This is a genomic window from Paenibacillus solanacearum (assembly GCF_910593845.1).
GTDB lineage: Bacteria > Bacillota > Bacilli > Paenibacillales > NBRC-103111 > Paenibacillus_G > Paenibacillus_G solanacearum.
Map to the genome: position 1 here is coordinate 523110 of NZ_CAJVAS010000001.1, position 15959 is coordinate 539068.

A 15959-nucleotide genomic window follows, 5' to 3' on the forward strand; every position below is an offset into this window, starting at 1 on the left:
AGAGAAGGCTGCAAAGGGGGCTTAACTCTTGCTACGCCGCAGAAACAGTATGTTCTACAAGCTGTTCGTTTCTTATCTTGTCATCTTCATGACGCCGCTGCTTACGCTCGGAGGCATCGTATATTATCTCAACGTGGTCAATTATCAGCATGAAGTGTCCGAAGCGAACGTCACCAAGCTGACGCAAATCCGGAACCAGATCGATCTGGAGCTGAAATCCCTGCGGGAAATCGTGTACCATTTGTCAAGCGAGCTGGAATTGCAGCAGGACGCAGCCGCCGACGATAAGGCGAAGCTTCGCATGATGGTGCCGCAGCTGGAAGCGTACAAGGAGCATTATCCTTTCATTGACGAAATCATGTATTACCGGCGCGGGGATACGACGGTTTATTTGACAACCGGAGCCTATGAGTATTCGGCATTCGAGAAAGGCGTCAAAGGCGATTACGACTGGATGGGCGCCAGCTTCTTCAAGGAGCTGAATTCCGTGAGCGCTCCCAAAACAAAACGAATTGTCGAGAAGGAATCGGCGCTTTCCCGCAGCGGCAACGTGCTGGCCTTTATGTTCCCCGTACCGCTGCTGAAGTCGATTCCTCAGGGCACAGTGCTGTTTACGATCAAGGAGTCGGAGATCATGTCCAAATTCCAGAATTTCTTCGGCAATCTGGAGGCGGCGATCTTCATCTACGATCCATATTACAGCTCGCTCGTTTCTTTGCACAGCAATGTTGATTTCCCTGACGCGGCGATGCTGGAAGAACAGCTCCGAATGAGCAAAGGAACCGGCGTTTCGAATGTGAATGCCGGTCATATGAGCCTGACGGTGACTCGCATGGTTTCGGAGGAAACGGATTGGAGCTATATCGTCGCCATGCCCGGATCGTTCTTCTATAAGCGGGTTATCGCGATGCGGACGCTCATCGTCTGCACGATCATTGCGCTGGTCACGATCGGTTTGATCGGAGCGTTTCTGTTGTCCAGACGTAATTACCGGCCGATTAAAGCGCTGGCCGCATATTTCAAAAAGACGGATTACGAGCAGCATGGGGGAGAGGGTGGCAACGAGTTCGAACTGATTCGGAATTCATTCGAAAGCGCGGTCCGCAGAAATCAGGAAATGCTCGCGCAAATGAATGCGCAAAGGCCGTTTATTAAAGATCAATGCTTGCTCACGCTATTGAAAGGCAAATCGATTGCCGCCGATGAACGGGATTATTTAATCAAATGCTCGAATCTGATGCTGCACGGCGATGCATACTTTTGCATGGCGTTATCGGTTCATGCCGGCGAGGCGCGGGGATACGATCTGGGGCATGTGGTCGCGCTGATTGAGAACGTATACTTCGCCCAGGACCGCTGTTACGGCGTCGAAATCGCCGGGGAGCAGTACATTGCGATCATCGCGGTACTTCAGGAAGCTCCTGCCGACGAACGAGGCCGGCAGACGGAGATGGCCGATCAACTGGTCCGGCTCGCCAAAGACAACCTGGGACTGCAAACGACGGTCGGCATCGGGACCATGTACCGAAGTCTGGAGCATGTGGCCGCTTCGTATCTGGAAAGCACGGCGACGCTGCTCGATCATCGGGGGAATGAACGAAGCGCCATCTATTTCTTCGACGACATCGATGCACGGCAGCAGCAGATTCATTGGTTTCCGATCAAGGAGCAGGCGCTGCTGATGCAAAGCTTGAAGCAAGGGGACGAGGCGGTCGCGCTCGAGACGCTGAAGGCGCTGCTGGCGCAAATGACCGAAGTGACGCCGTCGTACCTGATGGTGCGGTGCCTCTGCTTTGATATCGTCAATCAAATCTTCAAATTGATCAACCAGATGAATTTGCACAATTTGTCCTTCGACATGAAGGGATTGCTGCGCTTCAATTCGCTGGAGGAATTTCAAGCCGGTATGGAGATGTTCATCGTCTACTTCTGCACACAGGTGAACCATTACCGGGAGCAGCAAAAGCATCAGCTTAAGAACGGGATCATTACGTATATCAATGAGCATTACAAGGATAACGACGTCTCTCTGGAGCAGATCGCAGACAAATTCCACTTGTCGGTTTCGTTCCTGAGCCGATTCGTGAAGGAGGAGACCGGCGTCAACTTCGTCGACTATTTGACGGGTCTGCGCATCAAGGAGGTAAAGCTGCAGCTGCAGCATACCGACAAGCTGATCCAGGATATCGTGACCGACGTCGGCTATTTGAACATTCCAAGCTTCGTAAGGAAGTTTAAAGCGCTCGAAGGCGTGACGCCGGGGCAATACAGGCAGCTCGTCGGAAAACAATAGCCGGAGCCCGTCTGCGGGGAAGGTGCGGGCTCCCCTTATTTGTACGGCGCCAAGCGCTGGCGCAGATTACTTAGAAAAAGGTGAGCGACATGAACAAACAGCCAAATATCATCGTCATTCTTGCTGACGATATGGGATTTTCCGATATCGGCGCATACGGCTCTGAAATCCACACACCGAACCTGGACCGGCTCGCCCGGGAGGGGCTGCGCTTCTCGCAATTTTACAACACGCCGCGCTGCTGCCCGACCCGAGCCTCGCTGATGACCGGACTGTATCCGCATCAGGCGGGATTGGGGTTCATGGAAGAGCATATCGGCAATCCGGCGTATACAGGCGCCATCAACAAGCAATGCGTTACGATCGCCGAGGCGCTTGGCGATCAGTATCACTCCTTGATGGTCGGGAAATGGCATCTCGGTAAGAAGCCGGGACAGCGGCCGTTCGAGCGGGGCTTTGACGATTATACCGGCTTACTGGACGGCGCCAGCAATTACTTCAAGCCGGAGCCCGGCAAGACGCTGATGAAGCGCAACGCTCCGTATCAACCGCCGGAAGAAGGCTTTTATACAACCGATTGGTTCAGCGACAGCGCAGCGGAATATATTGAACAATACGGGCAGCAGGAGAAGCCGTTCTTCCTGTATTTGGCTTATACGGCGCCGCATTGGCCGCTGCAAGCGCACCCGGAGGATATTGCTAAATATGCGGGCAGCTACATGGTGGGCTGGGACACGCTTCGCAAGGAACGATACGCAAGGTTACTGCAAGAGGGCATCCTGGATGAACGCAACAGCCCGCTCACCGCGCGTGACAGCGGTGCGCCCGCTTGGGATGACGTCGAGGACAAAGAAGCCTGGGATTTGAAAATGGCCGTCTACGCAGCGATGGTTCATCGTATGGACCAAGGAATCGGTAAAGTGCTCGATAAACTGAAGGAGCTGCAAATCGAGGACAATACGCTGGTGATGTTCCTGTCCGATAACGGAGCCTGCGCGGAGGGCATCGGCCTCAAGAGCGACAAGCCGCCAGGTACGGCAGACTCGTTCATCGCCTATCATCTCCCCTGGGCGAACGTAAGCACAACGCCTTTCCGGTTGTATAAGCATATGGTCAACGAGGGCGGCATCTCGACGCCGTTCATGGCCCGGTGGCCGGAGAAAATAAAGCAAGGCGCGATTACGCATCAATTCGGACATCTGATGGATATCATGGCGACTTGCCTTGACGCTGCGGGTGTCGCCTATCCATCGGACTATCAAGGCAACGCGATTGTGCCGCTCGAAGGGAAGAGCCTGCTGCCGATCTTCGAAGGGAGCGAGCGCGAGGGGCATGAATTCATCTTCTGGGAGCATGAAGGCAATCGGGCCGTCCGGCAAGGCAAGTGGAAGCTGCTCTCCCGCTGCAGGATGGATTGGCAATTTACATCAGCATGGGGATATCGAGGCGACCGGGGGCCGCATGAGGAGAAGTGGGAGCTGTACAACATGGAAGAAGACCGCGTCGAATTAAACGACTTGGCGGATCAATACCCGGAGAAAGTACAGGAGCTCGCCCTGCAACACGAACAATGGGCCCAACGAGCGGGGGTCATCCCGTGGAGCGACTATATGAAAGTCACAAAGACCGACTACTTGTTGAGAACGCAAGAAATTACGCCGTAGGGAGGATAAGGGAAACCGGTCTAATCTGCACCTCTGGCGTAAAAACTTCGTTGTAGCTGGCCCAATCGAACGATTCAAAGGATAACGCTTTGAATGATTCGGTTGGGCCTATTATTTCTTCTGCATTGTCGCGGCTTGTTTAAGCGATGGTCGGTGCCCGGATGCTACTTTTGGCCCTGCTGCTGAATGCCTCGGGCTACTCGTTCCCCAAGCTCGGCCGAGGCGCAGGACAAATAGCCGAGCACGATGCGCTGCGTTTCATCGGAGATGCCTGCCAGGTCGGCGGCCAGATTATCGACCAGATGCGATTGCTGCACAGGGGGCAGCCTGCGGTAATATTCGCCGGCTTGCGTGAAATCATCCGGTTTGGACAAGTCGGATCTGACGAGATGACCTTCCACATACCGTCCGCTCCCGCTCGTGACAAGGGAGGAGGGAGACCAATGCTCCTGATGGTTGATCGGAATGCTGCGGAAATCCGGACCTAACCGCCGGCGCTGCGAATCCCAATAAATGTTCGCTCGGCCCTGCAGCATTTTGTCGTCGGACAGCTCGGCTCCATCCAGCAGGTTGGCCGGCGAGAAGGCAATCTTCTCAACCTGCTCCATATAGTTGTCCGGATTGCGATTGAGGACTAGCCTTCCAACGGGATGAAGAGGATACTGTCGTTCATCCCATGTCTTGGTGTCGTCGAGCGGGTCGTATGGAAGAACGGCCGCGTCGTCCGGGTTCATCAGCTGCACATACAGCCCGTATTCCACATTGCTTCCCGCGGCTAATGTATCATATAAATCTTTGCCGGCGATGTCCGGATTTTCACCGCTAAGCCGGGAAGCTTCGTGACGGTCGATATACTGAACGCCGGCAAGCGGCATCCAGTGGTATTTCACATAAGCGCGGACGCCTTGTGCATTGCGCCATACATAGGTGTTCACACTATGTCCCGGGATGTGGCGGAGGCTCTTCACGGTTCCGGCGTCCGAGTACAGCCAGACGAGAAAATGAGTAGACTCAGGCGCGCGGGCGACGAAGCTCCAGAATCGTTCCGGGTCAATCAAGTTGTTCACCGGGGATGGCAGCAGGGCTTTGATGGTCTCGGGGAACCGAATCGCGTCCCGTACGGTGAACACCGGGATATGATTGCAGACAAGGTCGAATATCCCTTGTTCCGTATAAAACTTGGTGGAGAAGCCGCGTACATTGCGGGAGGTGTCCGGCGTTCCTTTGTTGCTGACGGCCAGGGAGAATCTGACCGTCACGGGAACTTGCTGGCCCGGACTTTGCAGAAAGCACAGCTTCGTGTGGGCTGCCATCGAATGGACGGTTTGAAAGTACCCGAATGCGCCGAAGCCCTTCACATGTACCGGCCGTTCCAGAATCTTCTCGTGAACGAACGTTTGCAGCGTTTCATGCAGCATATTGTCCTGCTCGAGCACAGGACCCCGATCGCCGACGGTCTGTGAATGGAAAGCGGCCGGCGGTTCGGCTGTCCCTTGCGCATGGATATGTCCTTTGAGGTGATGTCTTCCGGAATCCGCATTCGGTGCCGTCCCATCGGAAGAACCTCGAAGAGACTCTTGGTTATCTTTCATTGCTCAGCCTCCTAGAAATAGGTGAAATAAGTGCGCTTCTTCTTCATACCCTATTGTCTATGACAGGCTTGACCGAAATTATGACAATGCTATGGTTTATTTATCGCTGTCCGCACGGTCGGTCGGCTTAACGGAACACGAATAAGCGGCCTCCACCGAGACCGCTTATGCCGGATGCTTTATTTACCGTAGTGAGCAAGCAGATGACTTGGTTTTAGTTGCCCCAAGTAAATCTCTCCCAGCCCGCGACCGAGTCGATTCTTGCCTCTAGCGGGTTGTCCGCTTTGTTGGAACGGGCCGATACGTATTTGTTGTTGGCAATCGACCGGAAAGAGACGGTGCCGTCGCCGTTCCCGATCCATATGAATTTTTCCCAAGCGCCTATGGAGCTGGATTTGGCTTGAAGCGGGACGTCCGTCGTCGTGATTCTCGCGCTGACATACAAATTATTGGCTTTGGCGATGAGCGACACAAATCCGTTCCCCGCATCGACCACTTCATACTTCTCCCATGTATTCGCGGCTGTTGCCGACGCCCAGAGCGGATTGTCCGTCGTATTGGCTCTGGTGCTTACATAATTGCCGTTGGCGGAAGCCTTGAGCCAGATCGTCTGGCCTATCGGACGGCTGGCCGTATCGGTCGTCAAAGGGATCGTTACATTCAAAGTTACCGGATAATGGTCCGATGGGTAGCGGCCGTTTTCATTGTAGCGATTGATTTCGATGGCGTTGACAGACGTTATGTTTTTGGCAAATATCCAGTCGATATGCGCCCTGTCCAGATCTCCCGCGAACGCATTGTACGTTCCGTCGTTCGCGAACGATTTGCCAGCGGTTCGCCAGGTGTCGTTAAAGCCTGCATTTTGGAACGTAGCGTACACCGGCGACACTTCCGTCCGGTTCATGTCTCCGCCGATAAATACGGGAGCGTCGGAAGCTTTCACATACTCGCCTGTTTTGCTCAATATGACATTCGCCCCTTGCTGCGCAGCTTCCAGCACGAGGGATAGATGCGTGTTGAAGTAGTAAAAGACCGCGTTGGCATTATCTTTGGCCTGCAGCTTCACCCAGGTGCTCATTCGCGGATAGTCCGCATCGTACGAGCTTTTCGATCCCGGCACATAAGGTGTCTCGCTCAGCCAGAATTCCCCCCAATCAAGCAGCTTGAATTTATCCGACCGGTACATAATGTTGCTGAATTCGCCCGTCGTCGTGCTGCCTTCGCGAGATGTGCCGATCGACTGGTAGGTTGCGCTGCAGTTGGCGATAAAGTAGTCGATTTGGGCTTTGTCCGCCTCCTGCAATCCCATCACATCGGGCGCGAAATTGTTAATGACATGGACCGCAATATTTTTTCGATTGCTCCAGGAGTTCGGCGTGCCGTCATCCGCCGTCATTTTCCTGACATTAAACGTCATCAGCTTCAAATTATAGCTTCCGGGCAATACTTGGGCGCTCGCGGTAGGGAGCGGAAAAGCTCCGGCACTAAACACGGTCAGCACCAGGACTGCGAGGGAGAGAAGCAGGAACCATTTTTTCATTCAATAGCACATCCTTTCAGTATTTGGGTTTGGAAGCCAAATGAGCAATTTGTCGGCTTCACAGCAGCATGTCGCGAGAAAAGCATTCCTCCTCATAGAATATTCATATAGAATTGGTAACGTTTACATTGTAGCGTGATCCGGTTGACGGGAACATAAACAATCCCGTGAAATCGATACACAATTCTGCTAATATTACATGGAATTCTCTCTTTCGGCTGCTATGTTTTACTATGATCTTGCGATATGCGCTTGTCCCGCCGTTTCGTTGGACGTATGCCCATATGTTATTATTTATATAAAAAAGGTGAGGGGGGATGCCGCCTGAATCCGATTCCGTTGCAAGACATTCCCGAGCCGATCACGGATCATGTGGGGACTGTGAAATCTATAGCCTTTCCGAGGCAGGGACATACATCGGATGTGGCTATTATCGTAGGAACGGCAGGTCGTTACGTGATCAAACGAGCGAAAGGTGAGCAGTACAGCGGCTGGCTATTCCAGGAAGCGGACGTGCTGCGCGCATTGCGTGCCGTCTCGCTGCCTGTGCCGGACATCTATCAGCTGGTCAAGCAGCCGGATGATAGCCAGGCGTGGGCTTTGCTGCAATTCCTGGAAGGAGAGACATTAAGGGAAGCTTTGCAGAAGGAGCGGCGCTCGGCAAAAAGACAAGAGCTGATTTACAAGTTCGGCGCGTGTTTGTCAGCCGTTCATGCCACGCCATGCCCGGAGTCGCTCGTCGGAAATTCCGATTGGCTGGACAATAGGTTAAAGCAAGCGGAGTATAACCTGGCTCATTATGAGATGGACGGTACGGCCGAGCTGCTGCAATGGCTGAAGACAAATAAACCGTTACCGCAGCATTATACATTCATTCATGGCGATTTCACCATTGACAATGTGCTGGTTGCCGAGGGCAACATATCTGGCATTATAGATTGGAGCGGCGGAGCGTTCGGCGATCCGAGATACGATCTTTCACTAGCGATACGTCCGAAGCCGAACGCTTTCGAGAATCGGATGGACATCGACGCCTTCTTCGCCGGCTATGGAACGCAGACATTAACCGAGCAGGAATATATATATTTTACGAATGGGTTATATGCATTTTTCTAAAAAATAATATCGGGGGAGCAAGGAGTCGTTCATGAAATTGAAATTACAGCTCACGCGCGCCATTGCAGTAAGCCTGTGCTGCGCCGCGGGCTTCGGATTTGTCGTTTTTCTTATGGATGAATGGTTGGTCTTGCGGCTGGATCAAGCGGTGACCGACTTCATTCAAAGCCGGAGATCTCCGGCGCTGACGGGACTGATGCGAGGGGTGACGGCGGTTGGCGAAGTCGGTGCGGTTTTGGCGATTATGCTGCTCGCTGCCGTTATATTGTACAAATGGCTTCACCACCGCCGGGAGCTTCTATTGCTCTTATGGGTCGTTGCAGGCTCGATGCTGCTGAATGCGATGCTGAAGCTTCTGTTTCAGCGGGAGCGTCCAACCATTAGCCGCTTGATTGAAGTGAACGGGTTCAGCTTTCCAAGCGGACATTCGATGGCGGCATTCAGTCTATTCGCCGTCATTGCTTTCTTGTTATGGAAGCATATCGACAGCAGGCTGGGCCGCGGACTTGTTGTCCTGTTAAGCATGATGATGATTCTTGCCATCGGCGTCAGTCGAATCTATCTTGGCGTCCATTACCCGAGCGACGTATTGGCCGGCTATTTGGCCAGCGGCTGCTGGATGACGGCGTCGGTGTGGTACTATCAGCGGTATATGGACAAGTCCGCAAGCAAGTAAGCAATAGACAGCATGCGATGCGTTCCGATTCAGGGGATGACCGTCTCGGTCGGAGGGGAAATATAGGCATTTGTCACAAGGCTCCTGAAGAATGCATAAGATAACGCATACTTGCTGGAAGCGGGGGGAAAGCATCATGCCGGTATCCGTTGTGTTCAATGCAATTAATGTGTTAAGTATGTCTGTCAATTCGATTATCGCTTCAGGTCAGAACAGCCAGCCCAACTGGGAAACCCAGGGGAAGCTTAACTCGGGTAACGGGGTCTACATGAATTCCATCGTAGTAGGGAGCATCAATGTGATCAATGACCAAGATCTCATGGATTCGCCGTTTACGCAGCCGGAAGTCATTAACCCGCAGCCTGTCACGCAATTATAGGGAATCTATTATGAAACTGAACGATAAACTGTGCATCCAGTTCACGAATATTAACATTACCTCACTCGCTTCGAATTCGGGCGTATTTACCGGTGACAATGCTCAGTCCAACTGGCAGGTGAACCGGAAAAGCAACTGCGGCTTCGGCACGATTGCCGGTTATCACAATTCGGCCGCTTATAATGTAAATGTGATTAACGATAACGATATGCTTGATTCGGATTTCTCGTCGCAGCAAGGCAATAGTAACGAACCTGTTACACAGCAGTAGCTGCAAAAGCTGCGGAAGCGGCAAACGACCCGACGGACCGAGGCTCGTGTTACGCCGGACGGTTCAGCGGGTCTGTTCGAATTCGATCGTCTCAACGGATCGATCGATGAAGTATTTCCGGATTCTCGGGATGCGCCGGTTCGTCTGTTGACTTGGACGTCGCGTCATGTGCATTGTGAGCGTCATGAACGTCGTGCGCCTCGTGGCCGCTTTGCTCATCCGGCGCGGCCGTCTCGCTGCCATCCTTTTTCTCCGAATCCTCCAGAAGCTTTCCGATCGCATCTTCCTTCGCAGGTTGCTGGCTTTCATGCCATATTTCAACGACGTCCTTTTCCTCCAGAAGCGATTCGATATGATGAATATCGTTGTTATTGCCCAAGATGTTGCCGAACCCTTGGTTATGCTTCTTGACGCTCTTGAAATTCGTCGGGAAATTATTGCCGAAATTGACGGCGGAAGCGTCCTCAACCGCACCGACATGAATATCCCGGAACGTAAATACCGATTGCAGCGCTTGCGGGGGAGAGAGGGCATCGTGATCTTCATCGCCATCCGGTTCGTCATCGTCCATGTGTTGCTCACGGAGCTTGACCTGCTGCTCAGGCGCTGCCGGTTGCTGTCCAAACAGCGTAAAGGGGACGCTCTTGCCGTTGATTTTGACCGAAATATCCGGTGTGCTTTCATTCGTGTTCGCAAGCGGATCTTTGTTCTGCGGCCCGGGATTGTCTGACTTCTGTAGCGGAGAATGGTCGGCCGGCTTCGCAATCGCATTGTTGCCGATGTTCAACATGCCGCTGACTTCTTTAATGTCAATATGGTCCAGATGGTAGGATAGCTTCTCCAGGTTTAATGTTTGAACGTTCATGACATCGATATGGAACGACGGTTGAACCGATTGTGCGCTTAATTCATTCACTTTGCTCTCGATCCGGGCAAGCCGCTGTTCCAAGCGTTGCAGAAGATGCAGCAATGTATTATCGTGAAAGACCATTCCGTATTCATCCCTTTACAATATACGCGTTGGGCGCATCGGCACCGCGCAGCTTGTCAATCGGTATGTCATTCAAGAAAGGTGGGGGTGTAATCATGGACCTTTCGGTTCCTCGGATCCGGTTCGAACACATCACCGTCAATAGAGTGGACGACAATGCAGGGATTTTTGTCGGACATAACCGCCAGTACCGCTGGTCGACAACGGCGGACGGCTGCAAGCAAGGCTTCGGCACCGTTTCCGGGAACAACAACGCGATCGCGTATAACAAGCAGCTTGTGATGAGCGGCGATACGGACGATTCCGAGAAACACGATCCGGAGAAGCTGGAGAAGCTGCAGAAATGGATGGAGAAGCTTGCGGAAAAGCGAAAACAAATGCCTTAATCCATCGGGCGGGACGGCTTGGAGCCGGATTCCCGGATGGCGGACGTGTTCTTCAAGATCCGGTTATAGTGACCGGACACCTTACCGAAGCCGTCGGCAACTCGCGACGTATGGTTCCATCCGTACTGTATATTGACCCCGTAAAAAAGGCCCGAACTGTTCTGAACTCTATTCACTCTAATGGAGTCATATTCGATTTTATTCATTGCGGGTCACCTCTGCACCATGGACTGAAATGCGCTGTAGGCAATGCTGCCGTTTTATAATTCTTATTCGCGTCCCATGCAAATATGCTTTCATCCGTTCTGTGCGCGCTATTCGGCAGAGCGTTCGCTGCTTCGCCTTCACGACAAGTGAGGGCTATTGGCGTTTCCCGGCAATGGAATCGTACGGAGGGATCAACTGCTCGTATTGATTTGCGAAAATCGGCAGCTTTGTATATAATACTGAATGAACGTTCAGTATTATGGGGTTTTATGATCGGAATCGGATCAGCCAGCCGAAGAGGTGAGCGATGAGTGAATAAAAAGAAACTGCAAAGCGAGCAGACGAAAAAGAAGGTTGCGGACGCGGCGAGAGCGTTATTCGTGCAAAAAGGGTACAAGGCGACGTCGATAGAAGAGATCGTGAAGGCCACCGGCTGCAGCGCAGGCAACATCTATTATCACTTCAAAAGCAAGGAAGGGCTATTTCTCCATTTAATCGAGGAATGGAACAAGGAGTGGGAGGAAACCTGGCTGACCAAGGAGCCGCTCTATTCGAGCATTGCAGATAAGCTGTATGGCATGGCGGAGCATCTGGCGCTCGATCAGTTGAATCATCCGTTCACGAAGGCCGTTGACGAATTTTTCAACAACGCCGAGAAAGCCTCCGATGTGGAAGAGCGTATTAACGAAATGATCAAAGGGTATCTTACTTTTAACGAGCAATTGCTGCGAAAAGGCGTCGAACGCGGCGAGCTCGACATTACGGATATTCCCGGACACGCGTTACTTTTGGACAGCTTGCTGTTCGGTTTAAATCAACATACCCGCAAGATGGGGACAGAGCAAGCGCTGGCAGCTTACCGGCTCGCTATCGACGTATTTTTGCATGGCATTGTGAGGCAAGCCCGCTAGCTCTTTTTTTTCGCAATAATCTAGAATGAATATTCAGTATTTTATTTTTTACGCAACATCGTATTATTGTTTGGAGGAACTTATCATGGCAGTATTGTTAAAAAATCGGGGAGCTGTACTGCTCCTGATGTTAAATCTTTTTCTAGTGTTTACCGGCATCGGTCTTGTTATACCGATCATGCCGAAGTTCATGGAGATCTTGGGGATTAGCGGGAGTACGGTCGGCTTGCTCGTTGCAGCCTTTTCGCTGACGCAGCTTTTGTTTTCGCCGCTGGCCGGCAGACTGGCCGATTCGTACGGCCGAAAAAAAATGATCGTTATCGGCATGCTTGTGTTCGCCATTTCCGAGATGCTGTTCGGTATCGCGAGCGATCCGGTGCTGTTGTTCGTTTCCAGGCTGCTCGGCGGCGTTAGCGCAGCGCTCATAATGCCGGCCGTTATGGCGTATGCGGCAGACGTCACGACCAAAGAAGAGCGTGCCGCCGGCATGGGGTATATTAACGCAGCCATTACGACCGGATTCATTATCGGGCCGGGGATTGGCGGGTACATCGCGGAATATGGCATCCGCGTTCCTTTTTACGCCGCTGCGGCGGGCGGGGTGATTGCCGCTTGCGTCACGCTGCTGATCTTGCGAGAGTCTCGGCCCTGCGAGGAAGAGCCGTCCGATGTTCCGTCTGACGGCGCGTCACAGCAGAGCAGAGGCAGTCTGCTGTCCCAACTGCTGCATTCTTACCGCGAGCCGTATTTTTTGAGCCTGATTATCGTATTCGTGATGACGTTCGGTTTGGCGAATTTCGAGACGATCTTCGGACTGTTCGTCGATCATAAATTCGGCTTCGGGCCCAAGGAAATCGCCTTTATCATTACATTCGGCTCGATTGCGGGCGCGGTCGTGCAGCTCACGGCGTTCAGCTGGATCTTGAACCGCTTCGGCGAGAAGCGCGTCATTTCGATATGTTTATTGTTCGCCGGCGTGTTTATTTTGCTGACGCTGTTCGTTCATAAATTTTGGATTATTTTTGCCGTTACCTTTATTGTGTTTCTCGCCATCGATATTATGCGTCCGGCCATCAGCACGCAAATGTCCATGCTGGCCAAGGACCAGCAAGGCTATGTCGCAGGCTTGAACTCGGCCTTTACAAGTCTCGGCAATATTGCCGGCCCAATCGTATCGGGCTTTCTGTTCGACGTGAACGTGAACTACCCGTATATGCTCGCGAGCGTAATCTTGCTTCTCTGCTTCGGTTTGTCGCTGAAAGCGAAAAATCGCAGCGTACAGGACGCACAGGTCGTTTCCTGATAACGACTAGGCATTCCCCCTCAGAGCGTGACATGATTCAATGCATGCCCAATAACGGCCCATCCGCCGCATAATGTCGGAATAACGCAAACAAGGAGCAAGCTGTCGCAACAGGACAGCTGCTCCTTGTTTGTCGTTTCCGGCACATTTGCTTGTTTTACGACCGGACGAGCTGCCGGATCATTCTCAATATTTCATCGTTGTTCATCGTTTCCCCCATCGGAAACACCTTGCGGATTTTGCCTTGCCCGTCGACCAGGAAAAGTGAGCTCACCGTATGGACGAAGGAGCCGTCCGGCATCTTCTGCACCAGCACCCCGTAGCTGCGGGCCGCATCGGCGGTCTCCTGTTCCGTGCCGGTCAGCAGCGTCCAGCCGGTATAATCGATGCCCATCATGTCTCCATACCGTTTGAACATCTCAGGAGTATCGCGCTGCGGGTCGAATGTGACAGACAAGAAATGCACCTTATCTCCCCACAAACCGTCTTGCTTCAGCTGGCTTTGCAGCTTCACCATATTGTAAGTCGTCATCGGACAGACGTCCGGGCAGCTCGTGAACAAAAACTCGACAAGCCGGACTTTGCCCGCGGTGTGCTCCAACCGGACCGGATTACCGTCAAGGTTAATTAAAGATAGCTCCGGGGCTTGTTTAACGGAGGGGAGGGGCGGGTTGTCATGGCCGAACCGGCTATAGAAGCTGTAGACCAGTGTGGCCAAAAGCACGCCTATAACCAGCTTGAAGCCGTGGCGTTTGAGTGCAGCGATCATGGCTAGGTACGCTCCTTGCGATTAATAATGCGGCAGCCTTCATTATATCACGGCCTATCGGGTCCACCTATGACTCGTAAGAGCTATATCCGGCATCGGTACAAGGTCAAGAAAATGAAAGGTATTGACGCTTGCCCAAATGATGGATACAATGTAATCGTAAATATTACGAATAAATAGCGGTGAACTTCTGCGCTTCATGCCGTGCAGAACGACCGCTTAAGGAGGACTGTTGTGATGACTCGAAGGTTAATTGCTTTCCTGTCCGCTTTCATGGCGCTGGTTGTGCTGCTTTCCGGCTGCACCATTGACCGGGCGGAGAATGGGGGAGCGGATGCAGGAACGAAAGAGCTGGTGTATGCCACAGCGAAAGATATTAACGATATGAATCCGCATTTGTATGCGGGCTCCATGCCGGCGCAAGGGATCGTGTACGAATCGCTGGTGGAAAATACGGATCAAGGCATCAAGCCGCTGCTTGCGGAATCGTGGGACATTTCCAAGGATGGTAAGGTGTATACCTTCCATTTGCGAAGCAACGTGCGGTTTCATGACGGAGAGCCGTTCAATGCCGAAGCCGTGAAGCGCAATATCGATGCGGTACAGCGCAATGCCAGCAAGCATTCCTGGATCAAGCTGTCTTCCAAAATTGCGAGCTGCGATGTCGTCGATCATCAGACGGTTCGGCTTGTTCTGACGGAAGCCTATGATCCGGCCTTGCTGGAGCTGTCCATGACCCGGCCGTACGTGTTCCTTTCTCCGAAAAGCTTTATAAACGGGGAGACCAAGGATGGCGTGGCTGGCTACCACGGAACAGGGCCTTATAAGCTTGCCGAGCATAAAGTCGACCGGCATGCGGTTTTTGAAGCGAATGAGAGCTATTGGGGAGGGGCGCCCTCCATCAAGAAGATTACGGCCAAAGTGCTGCCGGCCGGTGAGACGACGTTCCTGGCGTTGAGTAAAGGGGAGGTCAACTTCGTCTTCACCGATGACCGGGGCACAGACAGTCTCGATGTGGAAGCCATGAACAAGCTGGCACAATCGGGCAAATATCAGATTGTGCGGAGCGCAGCGATGAACACGAAGATGATTGTCGCCAACAGCAGCAAGCGCAATCATCCGGTGCATGAAACGGCGGTGCGGGAAGCGATATGGCTCGCGATCGACCGGGAGGCCATCAGCAAGCAAATTTTCCACGGCACCGAAGCTGCGGCTCACGAGCTGTTCTCGAGCAATGTCAATTACGCCGACGTCGCGTTGAAGCAGCGAAGCTACAATCCGGAATTGGCGGCAAAAATGCTAGGCGAAGCCGGCTGGACGATATCCAGCGGTCAAACGGCAAGAACGAAAAACGGGACTCCGTTAACGATGAAGCTGTATTATGACGCCCAGTCCTCTTCGCAAAAAACGGAAGCGGAGTTGATTCAGGCCAGTTTGAAAAAAATCGGGATCGGACTTGAGATCATCGGAGAGGAATCCACTTCGATCGCGAGCAGAAGATCCACGGGGGGTTATGATTTGCTGTTCAATCAAACATGGGGACTAGCCTATGATCCGCAGAGCACGATCGCCGCTTTTGCCACAAAATCTTCCTATTATTATACGACCGCCGGCATTGCGAAGGCGGAAGAGCTGTATAAGAAAATCGATCAGGTCATGACAACGATGGACGAGAAAACGCGAAAATCGTTATATGCGGATATATTGAGCATCGTGCATGACGAGGCGGTCTTTATCCCGCTTACGAACGGCAGCGTCACCGTCGTGGCGCCAAAGACGCTGCGGGGCCTCTCCTTCAAGCAGACGCAATTTGAACTGCCGTTTGAGCGAATGCGCTTTGAATAATCCGATCTGCGAGTAA

General features: G+C 52.6%; 15 protein-coding genes. 10 read left to right on the top strand and 5 right to left on the bottom strand.

The features are described 5' to 3' along the window. Positions 1-28: 28 nt before the first annotated feature. Both KXG62_RS02150 and KXG62_RS02155 read left to right on the top strand, forming a co-directional pair. Positions 29-2293, top strand: coding sequence for a helix-turn-helix domain-containing protein (locus KXG62_RS02150; protein ID WP_218090244.1), 2265 nt, complete (start codon positions 29-31; stop codon positions 2291-2293). An 89-nt stretch (positions 2294-2382) separates the two neighbouring features. Continuing rightward, positions 2383-3957 carry an arylsulfatase gene (locus tag KXG62_RS02155; RefSeq protein ID WP_218090245.1) on the top strand — a complete coding sequence of 525 codons (1575 nt, stop codon included), beginning with the start codon at positions 2383-2385 and terminating at the stop codon, positions 3955-3957. A 164-nt stretch (positions 3958-4121) separates the two neighbouring features. On the opposite strand, the gene KXG62_RS02160 is transcribed toward KXG62_RS02155, so the two are convergent. Next, positions 4122-5549, bottom strand: a complete 1428-nt coding sequence (locus KXG62_RS02160) for a catalase (RefSeq protein ID WP_218090246.1) — start codon at positions 5547-5549, stop codon at positions 4122-4124. A 214-nt stretch (positions 5550-5763) separates the two neighbouring features. Further along, positions 5764-7089, bottom strand: coding sequence for an endonuclease/exonuclease/phosphatase family protein (locus KXG62_RS02165; protein ID WP_218090247.1), 1326 nt, complete (start codon positions 7087-7089; stop codon positions 5764-5766). A gap of 276 nt (positions 7090-7365) precedes the next feature. On the opposite strand from KXG62_RS02165, the gene KXG62_RS02170 reads away from it, so the two are divergent. The 4 genes from KXG62_RS02170 (at position 7366) to KXG62_RS02185 (ending at position 9531) form a co-directional block, all read left to right on the top strand. Further along, a complete protein-coding gene (locus KXG62_RS02170; protein ID WP_343223414.1) occupies positions 7366-8205 on the top strand; it encodes a phosphotransferase family protein in 840 nt (279 codons plus the stop codon). Positions 8206-8236: 31 nt separating this feature from the next. Continuing rightward, the gene (locus KXG62_RS02175) at positions 8237-8881 is read left to right on the top strand and encodes a phosphatase PAP2 family protein (RefSeq protein WP_218090248.1); all 645 of its coding nucleotides are present in this window, start codon (positions 8237-8239) and stop codon (positions 8879-8881) included. Between the two features lie 136 nt (positions 8882-9017). Then, on the top strand, positions 9018-9260 hold the full coding sequence (locus KXG62_RS02180; protein ID WP_218090249.1) for a hypothetical protein: 243 nt from the start codon (positions 9018-9020) through the stop codon (positions 9258-9260). Between the two features lie 10 nt (positions 9261-9270). Then, positions 9271-9531 (top strand): hypothetical protein, encoded by a 261-nt coding sequence (locus KXG62_RS02185; RefSeq protein ID WP_218090250.1) that lies wholly within the window; start codon positions 9271-9273, stop codon positions 9529-9531. A gap of 91 nt (positions 9532-9622) precedes the next feature. On the opposite strand, the gene KXG62_RS02190 is transcribed toward KXG62_RS02185, so the two are convergent. Beyond that, on the bottom strand, positions 9623-10522 hold the full coding sequence (locus KXG62_RS02190; protein WP_218090251.1) for a hypothetical protein: 900 nt from the start codon (positions 10520-10522) through the stop codon (positions 9623-9625). Between the two features lie 95 nt (positions 10523-10617). Between KXG62_RS02190 and KXG62_RS02195 the strand changes: the two genes are divergently transcribed. After that, positions 10618-10908, top strand: a complete 291-nt coding sequence (locus KXG62_RS02195) for a hypothetical protein (protein ID WP_218090252.1) — start codon at positions 10618-10620, stop codon at positions 10906-10908. Here the strand turns inward: KXG62_RS02195 and KXG62_RS02200 are convergent. Further along, on the bottom strand, positions 10905-11114 hold the full coding sequence (locus KXG62_RS02200) for a hypothetical protein (protein ID WP_218090253.1): 210 nt from the start codon (positions 11112-11114) through the stop codon (positions 10905-10907). The genes KXG62_RS02195 and KXG62_RS02200 overlap by 4 nt on opposite strands. Before the next feature lie 312 nt (positions 11115-11426). Between KXG62_RS02200 and KXG62_RS02205 the strand changes: the two genes are divergently transcribed. Together KXG62_RS02205 and KXG62_RS02210 are read left to right on the top strand one after the other, a co-directional pair. Further along, the gene (locus KXG62_RS02205; RefSeq protein ID WP_218090254.1) at positions 11427-12026 is read left to right on the top strand and encodes a TetR/AcrR family transcriptional regulator; all 600 of its coding nucleotides are present in this window, start codon (positions 11427-11429) and stop codon (positions 12024-12026) included. Between the two features lie 85 nt (positions 12027-12111). Then, on the top strand, positions 12112-13329 hold the full coding sequence (locus KXG62_RS02210) for an MFS transporter (RefSeq protein WP_218090255.1): 1218 nt from the start codon (positions 12112-12114) through the stop codon (positions 13327-13329). Between the two features lie 157 nt (positions 13330-13486). On the opposite strand, the gene KXG62_RS02215 is transcribed toward KXG62_RS02210, so the two are convergent. Beyond that, positions 13487-14098, bottom strand: coding sequence for an SCO family protein (locus KXG62_RS02215; RefSeq protein WP_218090256.1), 612 nt, complete (start codon positions 14096-14098; stop codon positions 13487-13489). A 237-nt stretch (positions 14099-14335) separates the two neighbouring features. On the opposite strand from KXG62_RS02215, the gene cntA reads away from it, so the two are divergent. Next, a complete protein-coding gene (gene cntA / locus KXG62_RS02220; protein WP_218090257.1) occupies positions 14336-15943 on the top strand; it encodes a staphylopine-dependent metal ABC transporter substrate-binding lipoprotein in 1608 nt (535 codons plus the stop codon). Positions 15944-15959 lie beyond the last annotated feature (16 nt).

Bases quoted from the DNA above. Each gene is read 5' to 3' on its own strand.
- KXG62_RS02155 (WP_218090245.1), top strand. From the start codon at position 2,383: ATGAACAAACAGCCAAATATCATCGTCATTCTTGCTGACGATATGGGA.
- KXG62_RS02160 (WP_218090246.1), bottom strand. From the start codon at position 5,549: ATGAAAGATAACCAAGAGTCTCTTCGAGGTTCTTCCGATGGGACGGCA.
- KXG62_RS02165 (WP_218090247.1), bottom strand. From the start codon at position 7,089: ATGAAAAAATGGTTCCTGCTTCTCTCCCTCGCAGTCCTGGTGCTGACC.
- KXG62_RS02170 (WP_343223414.1), top strand. From the start codon at position 7,366: ATGCCCATATGTTATTATTTATATAAAAAAGGTGAGGGGGGATGCCGC.
- KXG62_RS02175 (WP_218090248.1), top strand. From the start codon at position 8,237: ATGAAATTGAAATTACAGCTCACGCGCGCCATTGCAGTAAGCCTGTGC.
- KXG62_RS02180 (WP_218090249.1), top strand. From the start codon at position 9,018: ATGCCGGTATCCGTTGTGTTCAATGCAATTAATGTGTTAAGTATGTCT.
- KXG62_RS02185 (WP_218090250.1), top strand. From the start codon at position 9,271: ATGAAACTGAACGATAAACTGTGCATCCAGTTCACGAATATTAACATT.
- KXG62_RS02190 (WP_218090251.1), bottom strand. From the start codon at position 10,522: ATGGTCTTTCACGATAATACATTGCTGCATCTTCTGCAACGCTTGGAA.
- KXG62_RS02195 (WP_218090252.1), top strand. From the start codon at position 10,618: ATGGACCTTTCGGTTCCTCGGATCCGGTTCGAACACATCACCGTCAAT.
- KXG62_RS02200 (WP_218090253.1), bottom strand. From the start codon at position 11,114: ATGAATAAAATCGAATATGACTCCATTAGAGTGAATAGAGTTCAGAAC.
- KXG62_RS02210 (WP_218090255.1), top strand. From the start codon at position 12,112: ATGGCAGTATTGTTAAAAAATCGGGGAGCTGTACTGCTCCTGATGTTA.
- KXG62_RS02215 (WP_218090256.1), bottom strand. From the start codon at position 14,098: ATGATCGCTGCACTCAAACGCCACGGCTTCAAGCTGGTTATAGGCGTG.
- cntA (WP_218090257.1), top strand. From the start codon at position 14,336: ATGACTCGAAGGTTAATTGCTTTCCTGTCCGCTTTCATGGCGCTGGTT.